Source organism: Asaia sp. HumB (assembly GCF_030263835.1).
In the GTDB taxonomy this organism is placed as follows: Bacteria; Pseudomonadota; Alphaproteobacteria; order Acetobacterales; family Acetobacteraceae; genus Asaia; species Asaia bogorensis.
This window is the reverse complement of record NZ_JARPML010000002.1, coordinates 807,749-824,817: the sequence shown is the minus strand read 5'-3', so window position 1 is coordinate 824,817 and position 17,069 is coordinate 807,749. Positions and strand designations below refer to the sequence as shown.

Annotated in this window: 18 protein-coding genes, 1 tRNA gene and 2 pseudogenes; 11 read left to right on the top strand and 10 right to left on the bottom strand. The window is 59.1% G+C overall.

What is annotated here, in order from left to right:
- The first annotated feature begins 177 nt into the window (after positions 1-177).
- The gene (locus tag P5689_RS04855; RefSeq protein WP_035444534.1) at positions 178-1,446 is read left to right on the top strand and encodes a methyl-accepting chemotaxis protein; all 1,269 of its coding nucleotides are present in this window, start codon (positions 178-180) and stop codon (positions 1,444-1,446) included.
- A 63-nt stretch (positions 1,447-1,509) separates the two neighbouring features.
- Positions 1,510-1,677: pseudogene (locus P5689_RS04850) on the top strand (IS5/IS1182 family transposase); the annotation flags it as partial.
- Between the two features lie 746 nt (positions 1,678-2,423).
- Here P5689_RS04850 and P5689_RS15525 read toward each other — a convergent pair.
- From P5689_RS15525 to P5689_RS04820, 7 genes and pseudogenes are all read right to left on the bottom strand, one after another.
- Positions 2,424-2,540, bottom strand: a pseudogene (locus P5689_RS15525) (DUF6538 domain-containing protein); the annotation flags it as partial.
- An 87-nt stretch (positions 2,541-2,627) separates the two neighbouring features.
- Positions 2,628-2,713: transfer RNA gene (locus tag P5689_RS04845), tRNA-Leu, on the bottom strand.
- Positions 2,714-2,778: 65 nt separating this feature from the next.
- Positions 2,779-3,450 carry a M48 family metallopeptidase gene (locus tag P5689_RS04840; RefSeq protein ID WP_051395978.1) on the bottom strand — a complete coding sequence of 224 codons (672 nt, stop codon included), beginning with the start codon at positions 3,448-3,450 and terminating at the stop codon, positions 2,779-2,781.
- Complete coding sequence (locus tag P5689_RS04835) at positions 3,447-3,950, bottom strand: YcgN family cysteine cluster protein (RefSeq protein ID WP_023980014.1); 504 nt, start codon at positions 3,948-3,950, stop codon at positions 3,447-3,449. The genes P5689_RS04840 and P5689_RS04835 overlap by 4 nt, the downstream gene beginning before the upstream one ends.
- Complete coding sequence (locus P5689_RS04830) at positions 3,943-4,371, bottom strand: hypothetical protein (RefSeq protein WP_285532304.1); 429 nt, start codon at positions 4,369-4,371, stop codon at positions 3,943-3,945. The genes P5689_RS04835 and P5689_RS04830 overlap by 8 nt, the downstream gene beginning before the upstream one ends.
- Positions 4,368-5,387, bottom strand: coding sequence for an extracellular solute-binding protein (locus P5689_RS04825; RefSeq protein ID WP_285532303.1), 1,020 nt, complete (start codon positions 5,385-5,387; stop codon positions 4,368-4,370). Before P5689_RS04825 ends, P5689_RS04830 begins: the two co-directional genes overlap by 4 nt.
- A gap of 92 nt (positions 5,388-5,479) precedes the next feature.
- Positions 5,480-6,589, bottom strand: coding sequence for an ABC transporter ATP-binding protein (locus tag P5689_RS04820; RefSeq protein WP_285532302.1), 1,110 nt, complete (start codon positions 6,587-6,589; stop codon positions 5,480-5,482).
- A gap of 74 nt (positions 6,590-6,663) precedes the next feature.
- Here P5689_RS04820 and P5689_RS04815 point away from each other — a divergent pair, with 74 nt between their 5' ends.
- From P5689_RS04815 to P5689_RS04775, 9 genes are all read left to right on the top strand, one after another.
- The gene (locus tag P5689_RS04815) at positions 6,664-6,942 is read left to right on the top strand and encodes a hypothetical protein (protein WP_023980010.1); all 279 of its coding nucleotides are present in this window, start codon (positions 6,664-6,666) and stop codon (positions 6,940-6,942) included.
- 153 nt (positions 6,943-7,095) lie between these two features.
- Entirely contained in the window at positions 7,096-7,527 is a 432-nt protein-coding gene (locus P5689_RS04810; RefSeq protein ID WP_023980009.1) for a hypothetical protein, read from the top strand.
- 262 nt (positions 7,528-7,789) lie between these two features.
- Complete coding sequence (locus P5689_RS04805; protein ID WP_285532299.1) at positions 7,790-7,984, top strand: DUF1656 domain-containing protein; 195 nt, start codon at positions 7,790-7,792, stop codon at positions 7,982-7,984.
- Between the two features lie 141 nt (positions 7,985-8,125).
- Positions 8,126-9,037, top strand: a complete 912-nt coding sequence (locus tag P5689_RS04800) for an HlyD family secretion protein (protein ID WP_023980007.1) — start codon at positions 8,126-8,128, stop codon at positions 9,035-9,037.
- Between the two features lie 5 nt (positions 9,038-9,042).
- Complete coding sequence (locus P5689_RS04795; protein ID WP_285533838.1) at positions 9,043-10,563, top strand: efflux transporter outer membrane subunit; 1,521 nt, start codon at positions 9,043-9,045, stop codon at positions 10,561-10,563.
- An 80-nt stretch (positions 10,564-10,643) separates the two neighbouring features.
- On the top strand, positions 10,644-11,555 hold the full coding sequence (locus tag P5689_RS04790) for a DnaJ C-terminal domain-containing protein (RefSeq protein WP_285532296.1): 912 nt from the start codon (positions 10,644-10,646) through the stop codon (positions 11,553-11,555).
- Between the two features lie 5 nt (positions 11,556-11,560).
- A complete protein-coding gene (locus P5689_RS04785) occupies positions 11,561-11,704 on the top strand; it encodes a hypothetical protein (RefSeq protein WP_023980004.1) in 144 nt (47 codons plus the stop codon).
- A gap of 68 nt (positions 11,705-11,772) precedes the next feature.
- The gene (locus tag P5689_RS04780) at positions 11,773-13,305 is read left to right on the top strand and encodes an oligopeptide:H+ symporter (RefSeq protein WP_285532295.1); all 1,533 of its coding nucleotides are present in this window, start codon (positions 11,773-11,775) and stop codon (positions 13,303-13,305) included.
- A 325-nt stretch (positions 13,306-13,630) separates the two neighbouring features.
- Positions 13,631-14,347: a POTRA domain-containing protein gene (locus P5689_RS04775; RefSeq protein ID WP_023980002.1), complete on the top strand. Its 717-nt coding sequence runs from the start codon at positions 13,631-13,633 to the stop codon at positions 14,345-14,347.
- Between the two features lie 81 nt (positions 14,348-14,428).
- On the opposite strand, the gene P5689_RS04770 is transcribed toward P5689_RS04775, so the two are convergent.
- From P5689_RS04770 to P5689_RS04760, 3 genes are read right to left on the bottom strand one after another with little or no spacing between them, the layout of a single operon-like run.
- A complete protein-coding gene (locus P5689_RS04770; protein ID WP_023980001.1) occupies positions 14,429-15,016 on the bottom strand; it encodes a DUF1643 domain-containing protein in 588 nt (195 codons plus the stop codon).
- Positions 15,017-15,055: 39 nt separating this feature from the next.
- Positions 15,056-15,622, bottom strand: coding sequence for a peroxiredoxin (locus tag P5689_RS04765; RefSeq protein WP_023980000.1), 567 nt, complete (start codon positions 15,620-15,622; stop codon positions 15,056-15,058).
- Positions 15,623-15,644: 22 nt separating this feature from the next.
- Complete coding sequence (locus P5689_RS04760; RefSeq protein WP_031241748.1) at positions 15,645-16,985, bottom strand: lytic transglycosylase domain-containing protein; 1,341 nt, start codon at positions 16,983-16,985, stop codon at positions 15,645-15,647.
- Positions 16,986-17,069: the final 84 nt, after the last annotated feature.

Below are 17,069 nucleotides of genomic sequence, written 5' to 3'. Positions count from 1 at the left end.
GTAGCCATTTCCATCGTGGCTACCGACTCTCTCAAATATGAAAAAATGAAGAAATTTACGAGTATTGCCTCGCGAGGTGAGTATATTGTGTAATATGTTCACATGGCGAAGTTTTGAGAATCAATGCTAGTGCCATGATATAACGTCATATATTTGTCATATAAACGGTCTGTATTCATGTCGGATATGTTTTCTGGTTCATTGATATCCTCGGAATTTACCGAGATAACCAGTACTCCGCCGCGTATCATGGCAGATATTGTGGAAACTGTTCCGGTATTGGGGGGTGATGATATCGGAGCTACGGTAAACCAGCTTTTCACAGATGACGACAATCTTTCAATGATCGCTGTTTTACATGAAGACGGGCGACCGGTCGGGATTATCGATAGACAGTTTTTCTTCGCGGTTATGTCAGGACGTTTCGGACGTTCACTCTACACCCGACGGAAGGTGGGCTTACTCCTCAGAGGGCCGACCAAAGTTGTCGAATACGATGTGGCCATAGCAGATTTCACTCGTTCACTCCTTGGTGCCGACGCACACGATCTCTATCGCGGTTTCCTCATAGTGCGAGAAGGGCGGTACCTTGGAGTTGGTTCGACCCTCTCTCTGGTTCGAGCTGCGAATCTGCAGAATGAAGCGTCTGCCATACGTTCAGCAGAAACGGCTGAAGACCTTCGTCAGGTCATCGCGGCTATCTCCACGAGTGTTGAAGCGGTCTGCAGGGCATCGTCGTCTATTCGGGAGGGAAGCCTCACATTATCTGGGCATACCCAGAGACAAACCCAGGATCTCACGATTGCCGCCGCAAGTGTGAGAGAGATGAATGATGCAGTGCAGGTAAATGCAGAAGACGTTGCTTCAGCCAGGCGGCTCGTTTCGGATATCAATGAACAAGCGGGCTCGTTCAAGGATATTGTTGGTGAGACAGTTTCGGCCATATCCGGTATTGCCCAACGCTACTTCAATATGGTCGAGAGCCTCCGACTGATAGAAGATATTAGCCTGCAAACGCGATTACTCTCGTTCAACGCTGCGGTGGAAGCTGCCCATGCTGGAGAGGAAGGGAAGGGTTTCGGCGTTGTTGCGGATGAAATCCGATCACTCGCGCATCGCTCGGCGGAAGCCGCACAGGTTATCGCTGAGCTCGTGACCCAGTCCCGGGAGACCATGAAGACAGGCGTCGCACTTACTGAGAAAGTTGCAAGTGGCATGGAAAGCATAACATGTCAGGTTGCGAGCGTGAACAATTTCATTCGTAGTATTGAAGATACAACCAAAAACCAAGCCCGTAGTATTGGTGAAATCAACAAAAACATAAAATCTATTGAGGACGTTGCTGGCAATAATATGTGTATGACCGATGATGTTAATAGAAATTGCCTCGACCTTGACCAGCAAGTCGCCTCATTGAACGAATTCCTCAAACGGTATGCTCTTTAAAGCTATTTTGGAAATTGAACGTGAAGGGTTTTCAGCGAGTCTGGTACACGATTCAAGCTCTGAATATGGACGCCAGAGCAGAGAGGCCGCGTGGCCGATATCACCCGCAGGACGAAATGCTATCCGTCTGATCTGACAGATGAAGAATGGGAACGCATAGCGCCCCTGATGCCGCTTGCGAGCCGGCGCGGCCGGAAACGAGCGTCCGATTTACGTGAGACCATTTCAGCGCGAGCGACCTCGTCACGGATTGAGCGACCGTTGCGCTCCTTGCCGTGGGTGGAGGGAAGACGGAAGAGGAGATCACGGAACTCGCCAGCGGTCTCGCCGGTGATCCGTTCGACCTCCATGTCGCCGAAGGCATCGATGAACAGGTTAAGCGCTTTGCGCGTGCCGCGTTTCGTATCTTCTGAGCGATTGGTATCTGGGTAGATAAAACGCTGCGCAGCCATGCTGACCGTCAGAAGCTTTGCGCGGCAGTTGGAGCTTGCCAGCTTTTTCTTTGGTATGGTTGGTCCGCGTGGGTCTGGTTCAGCAGTCAGCGGCACTGGGGCGATAGGTTCGCTCTTCGTGGCGGTTCCAATGTCGACGACGATGCTTTTCAGGAGATTGACCTGAGCGGCTAGATTAGCGGCCTCCGCACGCGCTTCAGGCAGATCCTTCTTCACGATCTTCCGCATCGTTTCGAGCCGCTCGGTATCCTTGGCAAGATAGGGGCCGATGATGGAGAGAAAACGCGTCACAAGGTTGTTGAATTCGAGGAAGCGTACCTGAACCTCTGTCATTTCCCTCTCATGCTTGAGTTCGAGCAGGCGCATCTCGATGGCATGGGCAGACTCGGTATCGCGAACGAAGCTCTCATAAAAAGTGATGATCTCGTCCGGTGTGGGCGGTCGGGCTTTCGAGTCACTCATGGCGCGCACCTTGTCGAAGAACTGTCCGGTCCGGTCATATAGCTGTGCCGCCCGTCTGCGAGCCTCGAGTTTAGCCGAAGTATCGAGCGAAAGGGAGATCTCGGACCGCCTCAGGAGAGGCTGGATATCCTTCGGCACGGCCCTGCGAAAATGGTAACGGGACCCTATCAGACGCAGCATCAAAATTTCCCATTCTGGGAAGAATTCCGGGGAAACCCCAGTTTGACGCGTTGAGAGCCAAAAAACCTATAAAATTCAATGAGATAGTGGTGCGAACTATGGGACTCGAACCCATACGCCCTTACGGACTCGAGATTTTAAGTCTCGTGCGTCTACCATTCCGCCAAGTTCGCACAGCACGGCTCAGGCTCTAGCACGTGGGGGAGGGGGTGAAAATCCCTTGCGGGCTGCTTGGCCATTATCCCAGCGCCATCAGCGCTGTACCATGCTGCCTGAGCCAGGCTTGTGCCGGCTTGCGGTGTTCATGAAACCGCTCCACCAAAGTCCAGAAAGCCAGGCTATGGTCGAAATGCGTCAGATGGGCGAGTTCGTGCACCATCACATAGCGGCGAACAGGTTCGGGCATCATGATCAGGCGCCAGTTCAGCATAACCCGTCCGTTTCGTGTGCAACTCCCCCACCGGGTGCGGGCATTGCTGCAAGCGAAACGCGAGATCTGGCACGACATTCGCTCCGCTTCATGAGCGAGCTCGGCAGGGAGTATCAACCCGGCCCGATGCCTGAGGAAAACCAGAGCCCGTTGATCGAAGCGCTCAATGGGACCATTGATCCGTAGAATACCCTTCTCGATACCGGCGCTCTGTCTTTGCTCTGGCGCATGAACCAGGGTGACCGGGCAATCATTGAGTAAGATGGTGCTTCCCGGAACAAGGGCAGTCATAGCCGGCAGGGCATTGAGTCGTTCGCGCACCCAGCTATCGTGAGTGAGCAGAAAGCGTCGCGCGTGGTGCAGGGGTAAATGGCGGGGGCAGGTCACCACGACCTGACGATTGGCGCCGTCGATGCGAAGCGAAATGCGCCGAGCACGCGCAGAGTGTCGCCACGTCACCGGGTAAGCAGGTTCTGTCACCAGCGTCGTTTGGTTGAAGGCCGCTTGCGGCGTTTTTTCGCCACGCCAGGTGGAATTTCCGCCGCCCACTCAACAATGTGGTCTTCCAGCATCCCGGCTTCGCGCTCGCTGATCATGCGGCCCTTTCCCGAGATTCCCGCTTCGTGCACAGAGTCAGCCGAGCCCGTACGCAGATGGTGCCAAGCGGGGAGGTCCTGTCCATCACGGATCAGCACATAGGCGCAGCTTGGAGGCAGCCAGTCAATATCGGCCAAAATTTCCGGTGTGAGCGAGACACAGTCAGGCACCTTGCGAAACCGCGTGGGATATTGCGAGCACTGGCAGGTTTCCAGATCGAGCAGACGACACGCGACATTCGTAAAATGGATCGCTTCGGTCTCTTCGTCGCGCAGCTTGTGCAGGCAGCATTTGCCGCAGCCATCACACAGCGATTCCCACTGCGCCTTTGTCATTTCAGACAAGGGGATCACCTGCCAGAAAGGATGTTCGGGATCAGACATGAGTGAAACTGCCAAGAATGAGGCAAGAAGTCAGGGTGGCAAGGGAAATCAGGCCAGAGAGCAGGATAGGGCCTCTCAGCAAGGGGAACCAGAGCAGACGCAAGCGCGCGCGCGGGCCAGCGCCAAGGCCGGAGGCAGCCCGCGTCAGTCCTGCCACCTTGCCGGCCAGGCGCTGGCATATGGGCAGGATGCAAAATGGCCCAGCCAGAAAGCCGCTCAGAAACCATCCCGAATAGTGGGGCCAGTGCGGAGCCTCGCTTCCGAGCCAGAGTGCCGCTATGGCGGCGGCGCAGGCGCTATGGGTAAAAATTGTGTTCAGATGGGAAAATCCGGCGAGACGGGACGCTCCTCTGGACAGGACAGCCAGCAGAATCAGACAGGTGGCCCATCCGGCAACAAGGGCGAGAGCGGAGAGACTCATGGCGCTGCGGTCAGCCAGGTCTGAAAGCGTTTCTGAAGCGCATAATAATTGATGGCCCAGAAACTGTCGCTCACGGACAAAGCGCGAATGTCGCGTCCATCCTGCGGGGCATCCTGCGTGTCGTCATGCAGCGGGGTCTGGTCGCGCAGCATCCTGATCACAGCCTCTGCCTGCTCGGGAGGCACGTTGCGCGGTATGGCCCACGACGCTTTCTGGCGAAGGGACTGACGCCATTGCGCGGCGAAGGTGGCTTTCTCTCCCAGATCGGCCAAGCGGTCATGGGGGGTTGAAAGCATCAGGGCAGCGCCGCTGCTCATGATGCGCGTCGCCTCTGCGGGTGTGCGCCACCAGACAAGATAGGGGCGCAATTGATCGAGCTTGCGAAATGCGCGATCTGTCCCTGCGGGAGAGGCCAGAACGGTATAGACGTCGCCGGGTGCAACACCATCAGCCATCAGAGCTATCTCAAGCGTGCCTCTGGGGTCGAGACGCAGGGCACGTTTGCCCGGATGGCGGGCAATATCCCAGAAATCGCCCCAGTTTGGCGCGTCGTCACCAAGTCTGCCTCGGTCCCACGCCAGGACGATACTCTCCTCCCCGGCGGCAATGCCGCAGGGTGAGCCCGGTGTGCTGCGTGACCGATCGCTGATGGGGAGCGCTGGAAGCGTCTGCACAATACCGTCACGACAGGCGGCATACAGGGTGGTGTTGTCGATCATGGCTGCAAGCCATACCGGCTTGTGTGCCAGAGCAGCGTCACGCAGCGTCGTTAGGCTGCCATCCCATTCCTTGAGCGGATAGGGCTGGTCGGGCATCAGCAGGGAATGGGCATCAAGACTGCCTGACGGCACGGCCAGACCGAGTTGTGACGTGGCTGCGTGGGAGGACTTTTTGGTCTTGGCATGATGGGCAGCATGATGGACATGGTGCCCTGCTGCGGCAGCCTGAAGGGGAAAAGCGGTCGACAGTACGGGCAGGCACAGCGTCACGAGCAGCGTCCACGCGGCCTTGTTCAAGGCAGCATGGGACCGGCGGTCAGGTCTGGAAGGGGAGAGTGACGCGTGCAGGAAACGGCCTTCCTGTTGAGGGAAATTGATCGGAACGCCTCTTATAGATCGTCTTTCATGGGAAAGGCCACAGCCTGACTGGCCTGCCATGCGAGTTGTAGTGTTGCGCCGGGGGTCATCTGCCGCGTCGACTGGATGAGCGGGCGCCGCATTTCGATTTCCACCCCGTCAGAGAGGCGTAGCCGCAGGCGCATCTGTTCGCCGGTATGCAGTACCGATTGGAGCGTTGCAACAAGAGGGGCGGGGCCTTCTTCATCCCCGCCGGATGCGGCGAAAAGAGGCGTCATACGATCGGGGCGGATGCACAGCACGCAAAGGCTGTCATCTTCCAGATCGGCATCGGCCAGAGCTTCCACCACGCCGCCACAGGCAAGATGAATCGTGGCGATATCGTCCTCAATCGACAGAACGCGACCTGTCAGCAGATTGGCTTCCGCAAAGAGGGAGGCCACCCATGGGGTTGCCGGGCGGTCAAGCAGGGTGCTGGCACTGGCACATTGAACAAGGGTTTCGCGATCGAACAGGGCAATGCGTCCCCCGAGCCATACAGCGTCCTCACGATCATCGGCGGCGTAGATCAAGGTCAGTCCGAGAGCCTTGTGAAGCTTCGCGATCAATTGCCGTGTCCGGCCAATCGCACGCAGATCGAGGCCGGACAGGACATCGTCCAGCACCAGCACAGACGGGTTGCACGCGAGCGCGCGCGCCAGTCTGAGCCTGACATCATATTCCGGTGGCAGCGTGTCGGCGCGTGCCGAGGCAAAGCCATCGAGACCGAGCAGAGCGAGAAAATGGCTCACGCTTGCACGGATCTCATGGGCGGCCATGCCGCGTACACGAAGTGGGAAAGCGATATTGGCAGCGACCCCAAGATGACCAAAAGCAGGCTCGCGACGGGAAACGAGCACGATAGGGCGCTGCCCCGGAAGGGTATCGCTGGCGTCCAGACCTGCAAACGTCACGCGTCCGGCAGCAGGTGCGACAAACCCGCCCAGGATATCGCAAAAGAGACTCAGTGTTCCGGGGGGGTCAGCAAGCAGGCTCACAGCCTCGCCCTTCACGAGGTTGAGCGAAAAGCCGTCGGCCCCCGGGGTGAGCGCGAGCGAATGAACCGACAGGGGCGACCGATTGTCCCCCGATGAACCTGACATGAAACCTCGCCCGAACTCAGAACGTTATATCCGAAACCATAAGATGCGGTTCAGACCGTATGAGGAGTTGTGACATGAGCAAAACTGACGTCAAGAAGTCTGTCGACAATGCCAGCAAATCGGCTCAGGAACAGATCGACAGCCTGAAGGACCAGCTGGAGCAGCTGCTCAAGGATCGTATCAACCCCGCACTGCTGGATGTTGCCGGACGGGCCGATCAGGCCGTGGCCAATGCACGAGAGATCACTGACGTGCAGCTTCACAATGCCGAGGCTCGTGTACGCGCCCGCCCCATCGCTGCAGTTTTGATTTCTGCCGTCATTGGCTTTATTGCAGGACGTGTCTCCAAATAGGCTGTCTTCTCTCTCGGGCAAGGCGGCCTCCTGTTCCAATCCGTTTCAGGGTTGGATGTTCGGCGGCTACCCTGCCCGGGTTGATCTCTGGCGGGTTCGCCTCTGGCACGTCCAGCACTGGCACGACCACACCGTAAAGGCTTGCGAATCTCCATGAAGGTCATTGATGTCGGGCAGGAAGCCCTTCAGGCTCAGGGCGAAGTTCTGCAGCGCGTCGCGATGCGTATCGGCCGCCGCGTGGCCTACTTCATTATTGCTGCCATCTTCGGGCTGTTCGCGCTTGTGTCATTCCACGCTGTCCTGTGGGCCTTTGCTTTCAGCGTGCTCCACTTCTCGGCTTTCGCCTCAGCGTGTTCGGTGCTGGGTCTCGATCTGCTCTTTGTCATCATCTTTGCCCTGCTCGGCACGCGCAACGTAGCTGATCCGGTTGAGTTCGAGGCCAGATTGCGGCGCGACCGCAAGATGATCGAGTTCAAGCAGACGCTTGCATTGTCCACCATTCTCGGGCTGCTTGTCGGACCTGTGGGACGCTTTACGGGCAAGCAGATCTTTGAGGCGCTTCGCAACATCTTTGCGCGTCGTTGAACATGCTAACCACGTTGTGAGGTTTGTTGCCTCAAATCTAATGCAAAATTCAGGTTTGCCTTCTGGCGGCGAACCTGGCTTTCCCCTATGACCTTCGGTTAGTTGCCTCAGGCGTCAGGTCCGGGGCTCATCCGGGTTCGGTCAGGTCGTCCGGTGTCTGCGCCCCGATAGCATTGCGGGAAATTCCGCACCTTATGCTTTCGGGCTTGGCTCTCTCCCTTCTGATCCCGCAAGGTTGATACTGGAAGGAGGAGGGAGGCTGATGCTCGCGGAATTCGATCTTTTCGGCGTGTTCATATCTCCCATCGCCGTTTATTCCCTTGCCGCTATCCCCGTCACGCTTTTCATCCGGTTCCTCCTCTGGCGCACAGGCGCCATCGAGTGGTTCTGGCATGTCGCCTTGTTCGAAGTGGCGCTCTATGTCTGCGTGCTCTGCCTGATGGTGCTCTATGTGTGAGGTCGAGAGGCAGCGCGGCACCCCGCCCGCCTCACAGAGGCGCATAATGGATTATGTCGCCTGTGGGGTCTGGCATTTTCCCGTACATACTGCCTGCTTCCTCGCCCCGAATAACCTGGCCTCTTACAAGGAAATGCCTTCGTGTTGCTCGCTCGTACACTGATCCGGGTCTTTCTGACATTCGCAGTGCTCGGGGTGACGATACTTCTGGGTTACACGCTGTGGGAAACCTACATGATCGCACCTTGGACGCGTGATGGGCGCGTTCGCGTGTATGTGGTCGATGCAGCGCCTGAAGTGTCGGGAACCGTGGTGAGTGTGCCGGTGCACGATAATGATTTCGTTCATCGTGGGGACCCGCTTTTCGTGATCGACCCGGTGCGGTTCCGCCTCGCGATCAAGGAGGCGGAGGCCCATCTGGCGAGCGCGGAGGAAGATCTGAAGCTGCGTCGCAACGATGCCAAGCGCCGTATGGGATTGAGCGGTATCGTCTCGGCTGAAGAGCAGGAAATCTACAACTCCAATGTCGAGACGCAGGAGGATGCGGTCAATGCAGCGCGTGCCACGCTCGATGTGGCGAGGCTGAACCTCCAACGCTCCATCGTCTACTCGCCGGTTGAAGGTTACGTGACCAACCTCAATCTGCGCGTGGGTGACTATGCGCATGAGGGGCAGTCGCGTATGGCGGTCATCGATGCTGACAGCTTCTGGATCAACGCCTATTTCGAGGAAACGAAGATGTGGGGCGTGCATGTGGGCGACGTTGCCCGCGTGAAGCTCATGGGCTACCGCGAAATCATCCCGGCCCATGTCGTTTCTATTGCCCGGGGTATCAACGACCAGAACGGATCGCCGGACAAGCTGGGACTGCAGGATGTGAATCCCATTTTCACCTGGGTCCGTCTGGCGCAGCGTATTCCCGTGCGTATCCATCTTGATCGCGTGCCGCCCGAGGTCATTCTGGCGGCCGGAATGACCTGTACGGTCACGGTAGGCACCCCGCCACAGGGGCAGCGGGGCCGTCTGACCACCTGGCTGCAGAACCATCTCTGATCATGATGTCTCTCCCCCGCAGGCTTTGCGCCTTCACTTTTGCTGCCTCGCTTCTTGCCGGATGCACGGTCGGGCCCGCCTACAAGCCCGACCGCATGAAACTGCCAGATGGCTTCGTCGAGACCGATCACGCGGCCACCGCAGAGGAAATCGCCCGCACTGAGGCCGAGATGAAGGAGTGGTGGGGGCAATATAACGATCCGCTGCTCAACCGCCTCGTGGCTCAGGCCATCAAGGGCAATTACGACCTCCTCATTGCCGACCAGCGTATCATCGCCGGTCGCGCCATGCGTGAAGAGGCAGCCTCCGCCTGGTACCCGCAGCTTGATGTCAACGCAGGCGGTGGCTCAAGCCGGTATTCCATCAATATCGACAACTGGCCGATCAGACCCGGCAATCCGCAGAACCGGCCAGAGGCATCGGTCCTGACCTATGGTGCCCAGGCTAGCTGGGAGATCGATGCGTTCGGGCGCATCAGGCGCGAGGTCGAGGCGAGCGAGCGCGCCATCGATGTGAGTATCGAGGACCGACGCGCCACACTGATGACGCTGCTTTCGGATCTGGTACGCGCCTATATCTCGCTCCGGGGGGCGCAACTGCGTTTCTCGATCGCGCAGGCCAACGTCAAGAATGCCCAGAGTGAGGTCGATCTGACCAAACGTCTTTATCTGGAGGGCATAGGCAACACGCTTCAGACCGCGCAGGCGCAGAGCGAACTCGATAGCGAGCTGGCCTCGCTCGAACCTCTCAAGGCCCAGATCGACACGCTGAGCCACGGGGTAAGCGTCCTGCTGGGCGATATGCCAGGCGATCTCAAGGCAGAGCTTGAGGCATTGCCCAATGGGACAGCCTCCCTGCCAGTCATGCCACGCTTTCCGGCCACATTGCCCTCGATCGTCGTGGCCAATCGCCCTGATATTCGTGCCGCCGAGCGGGGCTATGCCGAAGCGACGGCTCGCATCGGCGTAGCCGTGGCCCAGCTCTACCCCAAATTCTCGATTCCCCTGACATTCAACCCGAATGCCTCCGCCATGTATCAGGCGTTTCAGGTCAATGCGATGAGCTGGTCATTCATGATGCTGGCAACCCTGCCGGTCATGCACGGGGGGCGTTTCACCTCGCAGGTGGTCGAGGCCCGTGCGCGGGCCGAGGCCAGCCGTCTGACCTATCGCAAGACCGTGCTCAATGCGTTCCGCGAGGTTGAGGACGCCATGACGTCATGGCTGCATAACGACCATTATGTCGCCCAGCTGCACCAGGCAGCAACCGATAGCGGTCTGGCAGCGGACAGGGCGCGGCGGCTCTATGCCGCGGGTCTGACCGATTACCTGAATGTCCTGACGACGCAGCGCACCCTGCTGGGGGCTCAGGACCGTGAGGCAGTGGCCCGTACGGCCAGGCTGCACGATTCCGTGGCGCTCTATACGGCGATGGGTGCAGGGTGGCAGGGTGTGGCAATGCGCGATACGGCCTTGCCCATCGATGCGGCAAAGCAAAGTATCCTTGCAAAGGCCTTCTCGCGCTAGCTCACTTGAATTGCCGATGATGGGCACAATATACAACTCATGAATTCTGTAGTATTCACGGAAAGCAAGGAGAAACAGGCGTGAAAGATCCTTATGCAGCGCTTGGCCTGACGCGCAGCGCCACGGATAAGGAGATCCGCAGCGCCTATCGCAAGCTCGCCAAGGAACATCATCCGGACCATAATCCGAACAACAAGAAGGCTGAGGAGGCCTTCAAGGCCGTTGGTGCCGCCTATGCCATTCTGGGCGACAAGGAAAAGCGCGCGCGCTTTGATCGCGGTGAAATCGATGCCGAGGGGAATGAGAGAGGGCCCTTCGGTGGCGGTGGTTTTGGTGACGGCCAGGGTTTCCATGGCGGCGGTAACCAGTTCAATCAGGAAGATCTGGGGGCCTTTTTCTCGGATATGTTCAGCGGCGGTGGCACCGGCGCCGATTTTGGTGGGGGGCCATTTGGCGGGCGTCGTCGGACGCGCCGCGGGGCAGACCGATCCTATACGCTGACAGTTTCGTTTGAGGATTCCGTGCTGGGCACGACGAGCCGAGTGACCTTGCCCGAGGCGGGAACGGTTGAGGTCAAGATTCCTGCCGGAATCGAGGACGGTCAGACCCTGCGCCTGAGTGGCAAGGGTGGTGCCGGTATGGGAGAGAATGCCCCTGCCGGTGATGCGCTCATCACGATCTCGGTGACGCCAAGCACGATCTATACCCGCGATGGCCGCGATCTCAGGGCAAATGTGCCGGTTGATCTGGAGACAGCCATTCTTGGCGGCAAGATCGTGATCCCGACGCCCAAGGGGCAGGTGACCATGAAGGTGCCTCCTCATTCCGATACCGGTACGGTGCTGCGGCTGGGTGGCCGTGGTGTCGCCGAGCACGGCCAGCACAAGGCAGGAAACCTGTACGTCACCCTTCAGGTCAGGATTGGTGACGTCGATCCCAAGCTCGAAGCGTTCTTTGCCGAGCAGCGCGCGCAGCAGGCTGAGGAGGCCTGATAACGGTGGCGAGGCCCGGTTTTTTCGACTGGAAGCTGATCTTCACCCGTGAGGTGATGGGGGCCATTGTCGCCCTTCTTTCCACCGCATTGCTCGTGGTTTTCTGCTATGGTGGCATGAGGATCTCGGGGATCTGGGCCGGACTTTAGTCTTTCCATCACGGGGGAGTGTGATATCTCGGGTCCACTGATCTGATTTCTTGACCCGGACCCCCCTCATGAGCGCATCCTCTCTTACAGAGCTTCCGACGCGACGACAGGCCTTCTCGGTCGTCTTCGCGATCGAACTCTGGGAACGTTTTGGCTATTACGGCATGCAGGCCGTACTGACGCTCTATCTGGTTCAGCGTCTGGGGCTGAGCGACGTGGCAGCCAATGTCATGATCGCCGCCTTTGTTGGTCTTACCTACATTACCCCGGTTCTTGGTGGCTATGCCGGCGATCGCATCCTCGGCCCGAGGCGCACCATGCTGATGGGTGCGTTTGCGCTGGTCTTCGGTTACGCGGCGCTTGCGCTTGCTGACCAGCATCGCTCATTGCTGTTCTTCGCAATGGCCCTGATCTCGGCAGGGAATGGCCTGTTCAAGCCCAATGCGGCCAATCTGGTACGCCGCATCTATGAAGGTGACGACGCCGCGCTCGATGCCGCGTTCACCATCTATTACATGTCGGTCAATGTGGGCTCGACGGTCTCAATGCTCATCACCCCACTGCTGCAGGATCGCTATGGACCTGCAAGCGCCTTCCTGACCTGTTCAGGCGGGCTTGTCGTGGGGCTGGCCTATTATTTCTGGCGTCGACGCTGGATCCATCACGCTGGCTCAGCGCTGGATCTGGGGCCTTTCCAGTTGAAACCGTTTCTGACCGTGTTTGGCGGCTTTGTACTGACCGTACTTGTGCTGACAGGCATCATCGCCAGCCCCGGGATCGCACGGCTCTGCGTCTGGTGTGCCACGGCGGCCATCGCCTTCCTGTGGGGACGTCTCTACTGGCGCTCGGGTAATGCAGCCCGACCGGGTTTGCGCCTGACTTTCCTGCTCTGTCTGGAGAGCATGGCCTATCTGATTTTCTATCAGCAGATGATGACATCGCTTACGCTTTTTGCGCTGCGTGCTGTCGATGGTGATCTTCGTATCGGTGGCGTCACCCTGGTGCATCTCAGCGCTGGCCAGTTTCAGGCGCTCAATCCGATCTGGATCATGCTGGCGAGCCCGGTTCTGGCAGCGCTGTATAACCGTCTGGCCCGTCAGGGGCGCGACCTGTCCCTTGCGCACAAGATGGTGCTTGGCTTCGGCCTCGTGACGCTGGGCTTCCTCATCTGGTGGATTGCCGCTTCTCATGCCCAGCCTCTGGTTTCGGCTTGGGTCATGGTTCTGGGTTACGGTCTGATCTCGATTGCCGAGCTTCTGACCATGGCGCTGGGGCTGGCGATTATCGCTCGCTACACCTTGCCCGAAAGCAGTGGCTTCATGATGGGGTCGCTCTATCTGCTGTGGGGCGTGGCCATGTACGCCGGCAGTCTGGTTGCCAATTTCGCTGCGGCCACAGGTACACCGGCAACGGGCGCTGCAGCGGCGGCACTCTATGTGCCTCTCTTCCGCGATTTGTTCGTGGCAGGGTTGATCCTGACAGGTGTTCTCGTATGCCTCTTGCCGCTGGCGAAGCGCTGGGATCGTGAGCATGTTCTGGCGACAGGACTGCACGCCAATCCTGATGCCCGCCCCGCCATGCCTGCCGAAATGGAAGGCTAGTCTTCCTGGGTCGGGGCGGTCTCTCTGAGCCGCCTCGACCCGCATCTGTACTCATGTTTTGCAGGTCGCAGGGGACGGCAGGAGCATTTGATGCTTTGCCGCGGCGTATCGTTTCTACTCCCCGGCAGAGGCGCTTCTCTGTTTCCCAGCTAAAGGTTCAAGGCCGATACGTGCCGTTCTAATGCTTTTGAGAGCAGGCATTTCTTGCAAGCGCCCCTTGCTCTCGATACGCCGCCTCCGGCGCGTAAGAGGTCGAGCGCTGACCCGGCAACCTGCTTCAGGCCTGTTTCCAACATCCTGATATCCCTGAACGATGAGAAGCAGAATGGCACCGCATGCTCGGGTTTTGCCAATTGCTTCGCATGATGCCTATGATCCTGCCGTTCAGAATGACCCTGTTCAGAAGGACGACAACATGAAGCCGAACTCCCGTCTCGCTCTCGCCGGTCTTGCTCTCATGGCCGGTACGGCAGCTCTGCCCTGCCTGCCCGTCACAGGGCTCGTTTCACCGGCATTGGCTGCCAGTGCCCCGGCTGCCGACGCACCGCTGACGCTCAAGATTCTCAAGGTTGAGGGCAACAAGGCCGTCTCGACTGACGAAATCATGGCCGCACTTCCCTATCATGTGGGTGATACCGTCACGCGCGATCAGCTCGATGCAGGCGTGCAGAAAGTGGCGGATCTCTACAAGGCCAAGAACATGGGCGCCAAGTTCAGCGAGAAGGAGCGCTTTGTCAAAAACACGGTGCAGTTCTATCTCGTGATCGAAGAGCAGGCACCGCAGGCCGCCGCAGCCCCCGCGCCGTTCGTGCTCGACAAGGTCGAGTTTGTCGGCAACAAGAAAGTGCCGACCGCCGAACTTGAAGCTGTGACGAAGCTGCGTCCCGGTGCCACTGTGACGGCAGAAGCCGCAACCGCTGATACGCAAGCTATCCAGAAGGTCTATCAGAAGCATGATCTGGGCGTGCAGATCCAGCCAGTCGCCACCCAGCCCAATCACGACAACCATGTCGTGCTGACCTATCAGATCACCGAGAAGTAAGGCGGTCCGATATCGTCTCTCGCTATCAACCGGCGCAGGGTGCCGCGGTACCCTGCCTGCCGGATCGCCCGACCCTTCCCGTCAAGGGGCGGGCTGACCATCCAGCGCCTTGAAGAAGGCTTCGTCCAGCCGGACTGGTGTCAGGGCAGACGGAAGGTAGAGGGGGTGCTCGGGTCGGCCTCCCTTGCTCAGCCTTAGAACGAACAGTGGGATCCCGGCGGCGTGCAGGGTCTGCGCGACATGGTTGCCGCGTGCCCGTAATGAAGGGTGGGTGGGTGAGCCATAGGCCAGTATCACCTTGTCGGCCTGCCGCGCCATATCGAGCAATGCCGCATTATTGCCTGGCCCCACAGGGTCCTCGACTTCAAGCAGACGCTTCTGGTCCGTGCAGCGATAGCCAAAGCTGTTGCCGACAAACATCGCCCCATACCCCCACTCGCGGGCGTAGCGCTGGCATTTGGCAACGGTCCGGTCATCGCCATACTCGGTGGCAACAGACGGGTTCATCATTAGCCACATGATGCTGCGCTTTTCCGACGCCCATACCCTGTGCAGGCGGTAGCGGTAGCAGTCACCGGGGCCATCGTAGAGAGCGGTGCTTTTCACGTCATCCTGAAGACGCAGGGGACGTGAGGCACCAACATGGTGGGTCTTGTCTGATGAAGTCATGAATGAAGTGGCCACCCGTCACGGCGCGTGGCCCAATCCCTATTTGCGGCGGTTCTTCATGGTATCAGCTTTGAAACTCTTCAGCGCTGCCAGCGCCTTGCTGACATGATTGCCCGGAGAGTCCGTGCTGATTGTGTCGATAATCTGCCCTTCAGGCGCGATCACATAGGTAATCCGCTGCGCAATATCGAGCATAGGCATCTTGGCATCATACAGGCGCGTGACCTTGCCATCGGTATCGGACGCTACGGGGAACTGTCCCTTGATCTGGCTGACTGAGAAATCATCCAGTTTGTGGATGTTGTCCATCGACACGCCGATGACACTGGCGCCAAGCGCCTTGAACTGGGGCATGGCGTCCGCAAAACCATGCGCCTCGGCCGTGCAGCCCTTGGTGAAGGCCGCCGGGTAGAAGTAAAGCACCACGGGGCCGTTCTTGAGGGCGTCGTGCAGCGTAAAGCTGGTTTCCTGCCCATTCTGCGTGGCGGGAAGCGTGAAATCCGGTGCTTCACCCCCTTGCTTAAGCGCAGCATGTGCCGAGGGGACCGCCGCGGCTAACGAGAGTGACAGGAGAGCGGCGGAAACGGGGATAAAGCAGCGTTTCATGATGTCTCCACAGGGAGCTGGGTCAGAATGATGATCCCGGAGAGACGACGACGCAGGGTGTGTCGCGGCCCATCTTCCGGCAGGCGGCCACGGCATTGTCATGGGAGAGATTGACCAGACGCGCCCGATACAGATGCGCCCGGCCCGACTGCACCGTGGAAACCTGACTACGCGCGCCGGAAAGCGAAGTTCCGCCATGATTCTGGGCTTGAGCCACGGCGCGTGTAGCCTGCACGGCAGAATTATAGGCGCCCACCTGAATAGCCCAGTTGCTGGGTGTGATGGCCGTAGCCGCGCGGGATGGGGCTGTCTGGCGAGCGGGGCGCGGCGTCATGACAGCCAGTACCGGCTCGGCAGAAAGACGCCGTCCGACCGGGATAGGCTGTACAGGTGCCCGTCCCGCCCAGGCCTGCGCCACATTATCGGTCGGCGAGTCCGAGGACGAATCCGATGCCGAACTTGTCAGGCTTGCCATCTGGACCGGGGCGGGAGTCGCCACGATACCGCGTGCAGCCCAGGCCGAACTGACGGAAGCGCGGTTCGACGCGGGCGCAGGGGCTTCTGCCACCTGCATGTCCTGCTGGTCGGCACTGTAAGTGGCTGCCTGCGCCTGATGTCGCCATGCTGCCCGGACAGTTGCCGTTTCACTGTCATTCTGGGCCACCATCGTCGCCGCCGAGGGGTCGTGCTGGGCTACCAGCAGATCGGCAGCCGAGCGATTGCGCGGCCAGATCCCTGCGATCTGCGGCCCGACATGAGCAACATAGCGGCGGGTTTCGCGCGGCAGGGCGCGGCCCCGGCGAAGATAGGAGTCGAGACTGCCGGGACCGTCATTATAGGCAGCGAGGAAGCCCGGAGAGCCATAGATGTCGTACATCTGCCGGATATAGGCTGTGCCCGCCATGATGTTGTCATGCGGGTCATAAGCGTCATCGCCGAGGCTGTACTGCATGCGCATATCGTCATAGGTGGGCGGCATGAGCTGCATCAGCCCCATCGCACCCGGTGCCGACGTCGTGAACTGGCCGTTGCGATCGTACAGTCTGCCTCCCGATTCCTGCATCATGACGGAGCGAATCCAGGTGCTCGGGACGTCAAAACGCTGCGATGCCTCCTCGATATACGGTCCCCATGGGTCATCTGCCGGACCGGGCGGAGCGTAGTAGGATTTGGCGTGCTCGCGGTAATGGGCGGCTTCCTGTGCAACCGGTACCTGAGGGCGCTGCGGGGTGCTGGCGCAGGCGGAGAGCAGGGCTGTCATTCCTGTGATCAGCAGGAGACGTTTGGGCGGTGCCCCCGCAAGACGGGACCGGCCGGCTTCTTGCTGTCCGGTCTGGAAAGTCGAATGACGGGGAGGAGCCATGATGGATTTCACCTGATGCAACCGAGCGTGATCCGTAATGTGGGGCAGGATTGAGGCAAAACTACGGAGCCGATCAAGAGAAAG

Excerpts from the sequence above, each read along its gene's own strand:
- P5689_RS04760 (WP_031241748.1), bottom strand. The coding sequence starts at position 16,985 with ATGGCTCCTCCCCGTCATTCGACTTTCCAGACCGGACAGCAAGAAGCC.
- P5689_RS04775 (WP_023980002.1), top strand. The coding sequence starts at position 13,631 with ATGGCACCGCATGCTCGGGTTTTGCCAATTGCTTCGCATGATGCCTAT.
- P5689_RS04795 (WP_285533838.1), top strand. The coding sequence starts at position 9,043 with ATGTCTCTCCCCCGCAGGCTTTGCGCCTTCACTTTTGCTGCCTCGCTT.
- P5689_RS04820 (WP_285532302.1), bottom strand. The coding sequence starts at position 6,589 with ATGTCAGGTTCATCGGGGGACAATCGGTCGCCCCTGTCGGTTCATTCG.
- P5689_RS04855 (WP_035444534.1), top strand. The coding sequence starts at position 178 with ATGTCGGATATGTTTTCTGGTTCATTGATATCCTCGGAATTTACCGAG.
- P5689_RS04805 (WP_285532299.1), top strand. The coding sequence starts at position 7,790 with ATGCTCGCGGAATTCGATCTTTTCGGCGTGTTCATATCTCCCATCGCC.
- P5689_RS04780 (WP_285532295.1), top strand. The coding sequence starts at position 11,773 with ATGAGCGCATCCTCTCTTACAGAGCTTCCGACGCGACGACAGGCCTTC.
- P5689_RS04765 (WP_023980000.1), bottom strand. The coding sequence starts at position 15,622 with ATGAAACGCTGCTTTATCCCCGTTTCCGCCGCTCTCCTGTCACTCTCG.
- P5689_RS04830 (WP_285532304.1), bottom strand. The coding sequence starts at position 4,371 with ATGAGTCTCTCCGCTCTCGCCCTTGTTGCCGGATGGGCCACCTGTCTG.
- P5689_RS04770 (WP_023980001.1), bottom strand. The coding sequence starts at position 15,016 with ATGACTTCATCAGACAAGACCCACCATGTTGGTGCCTCACGTCCCCTG.
- P5689_RS04815 (WP_023980010.1), top strand. The coding sequence starts at position 6,664 with ATGAGCAAAACTGACGTCAAGAAGTCTGTCGACAATGCCAGCAAATCG.
- P5689_RS04835 (WP_023980014.1), bottom strand. The coding sequence starts at position 3,950 with ATGTCTGATCCCGAACATCCTTTCTGGCAGGTGATCCCCTTGTCTGAA.
- P5689_RS04810 (WP_023980009.1), top strand. The coding sequence starts at position 7,096 with ATGAAGGTCATTGATGTCGGGCAGGAAGCCCTTCAGGCTCAGGGCGAA.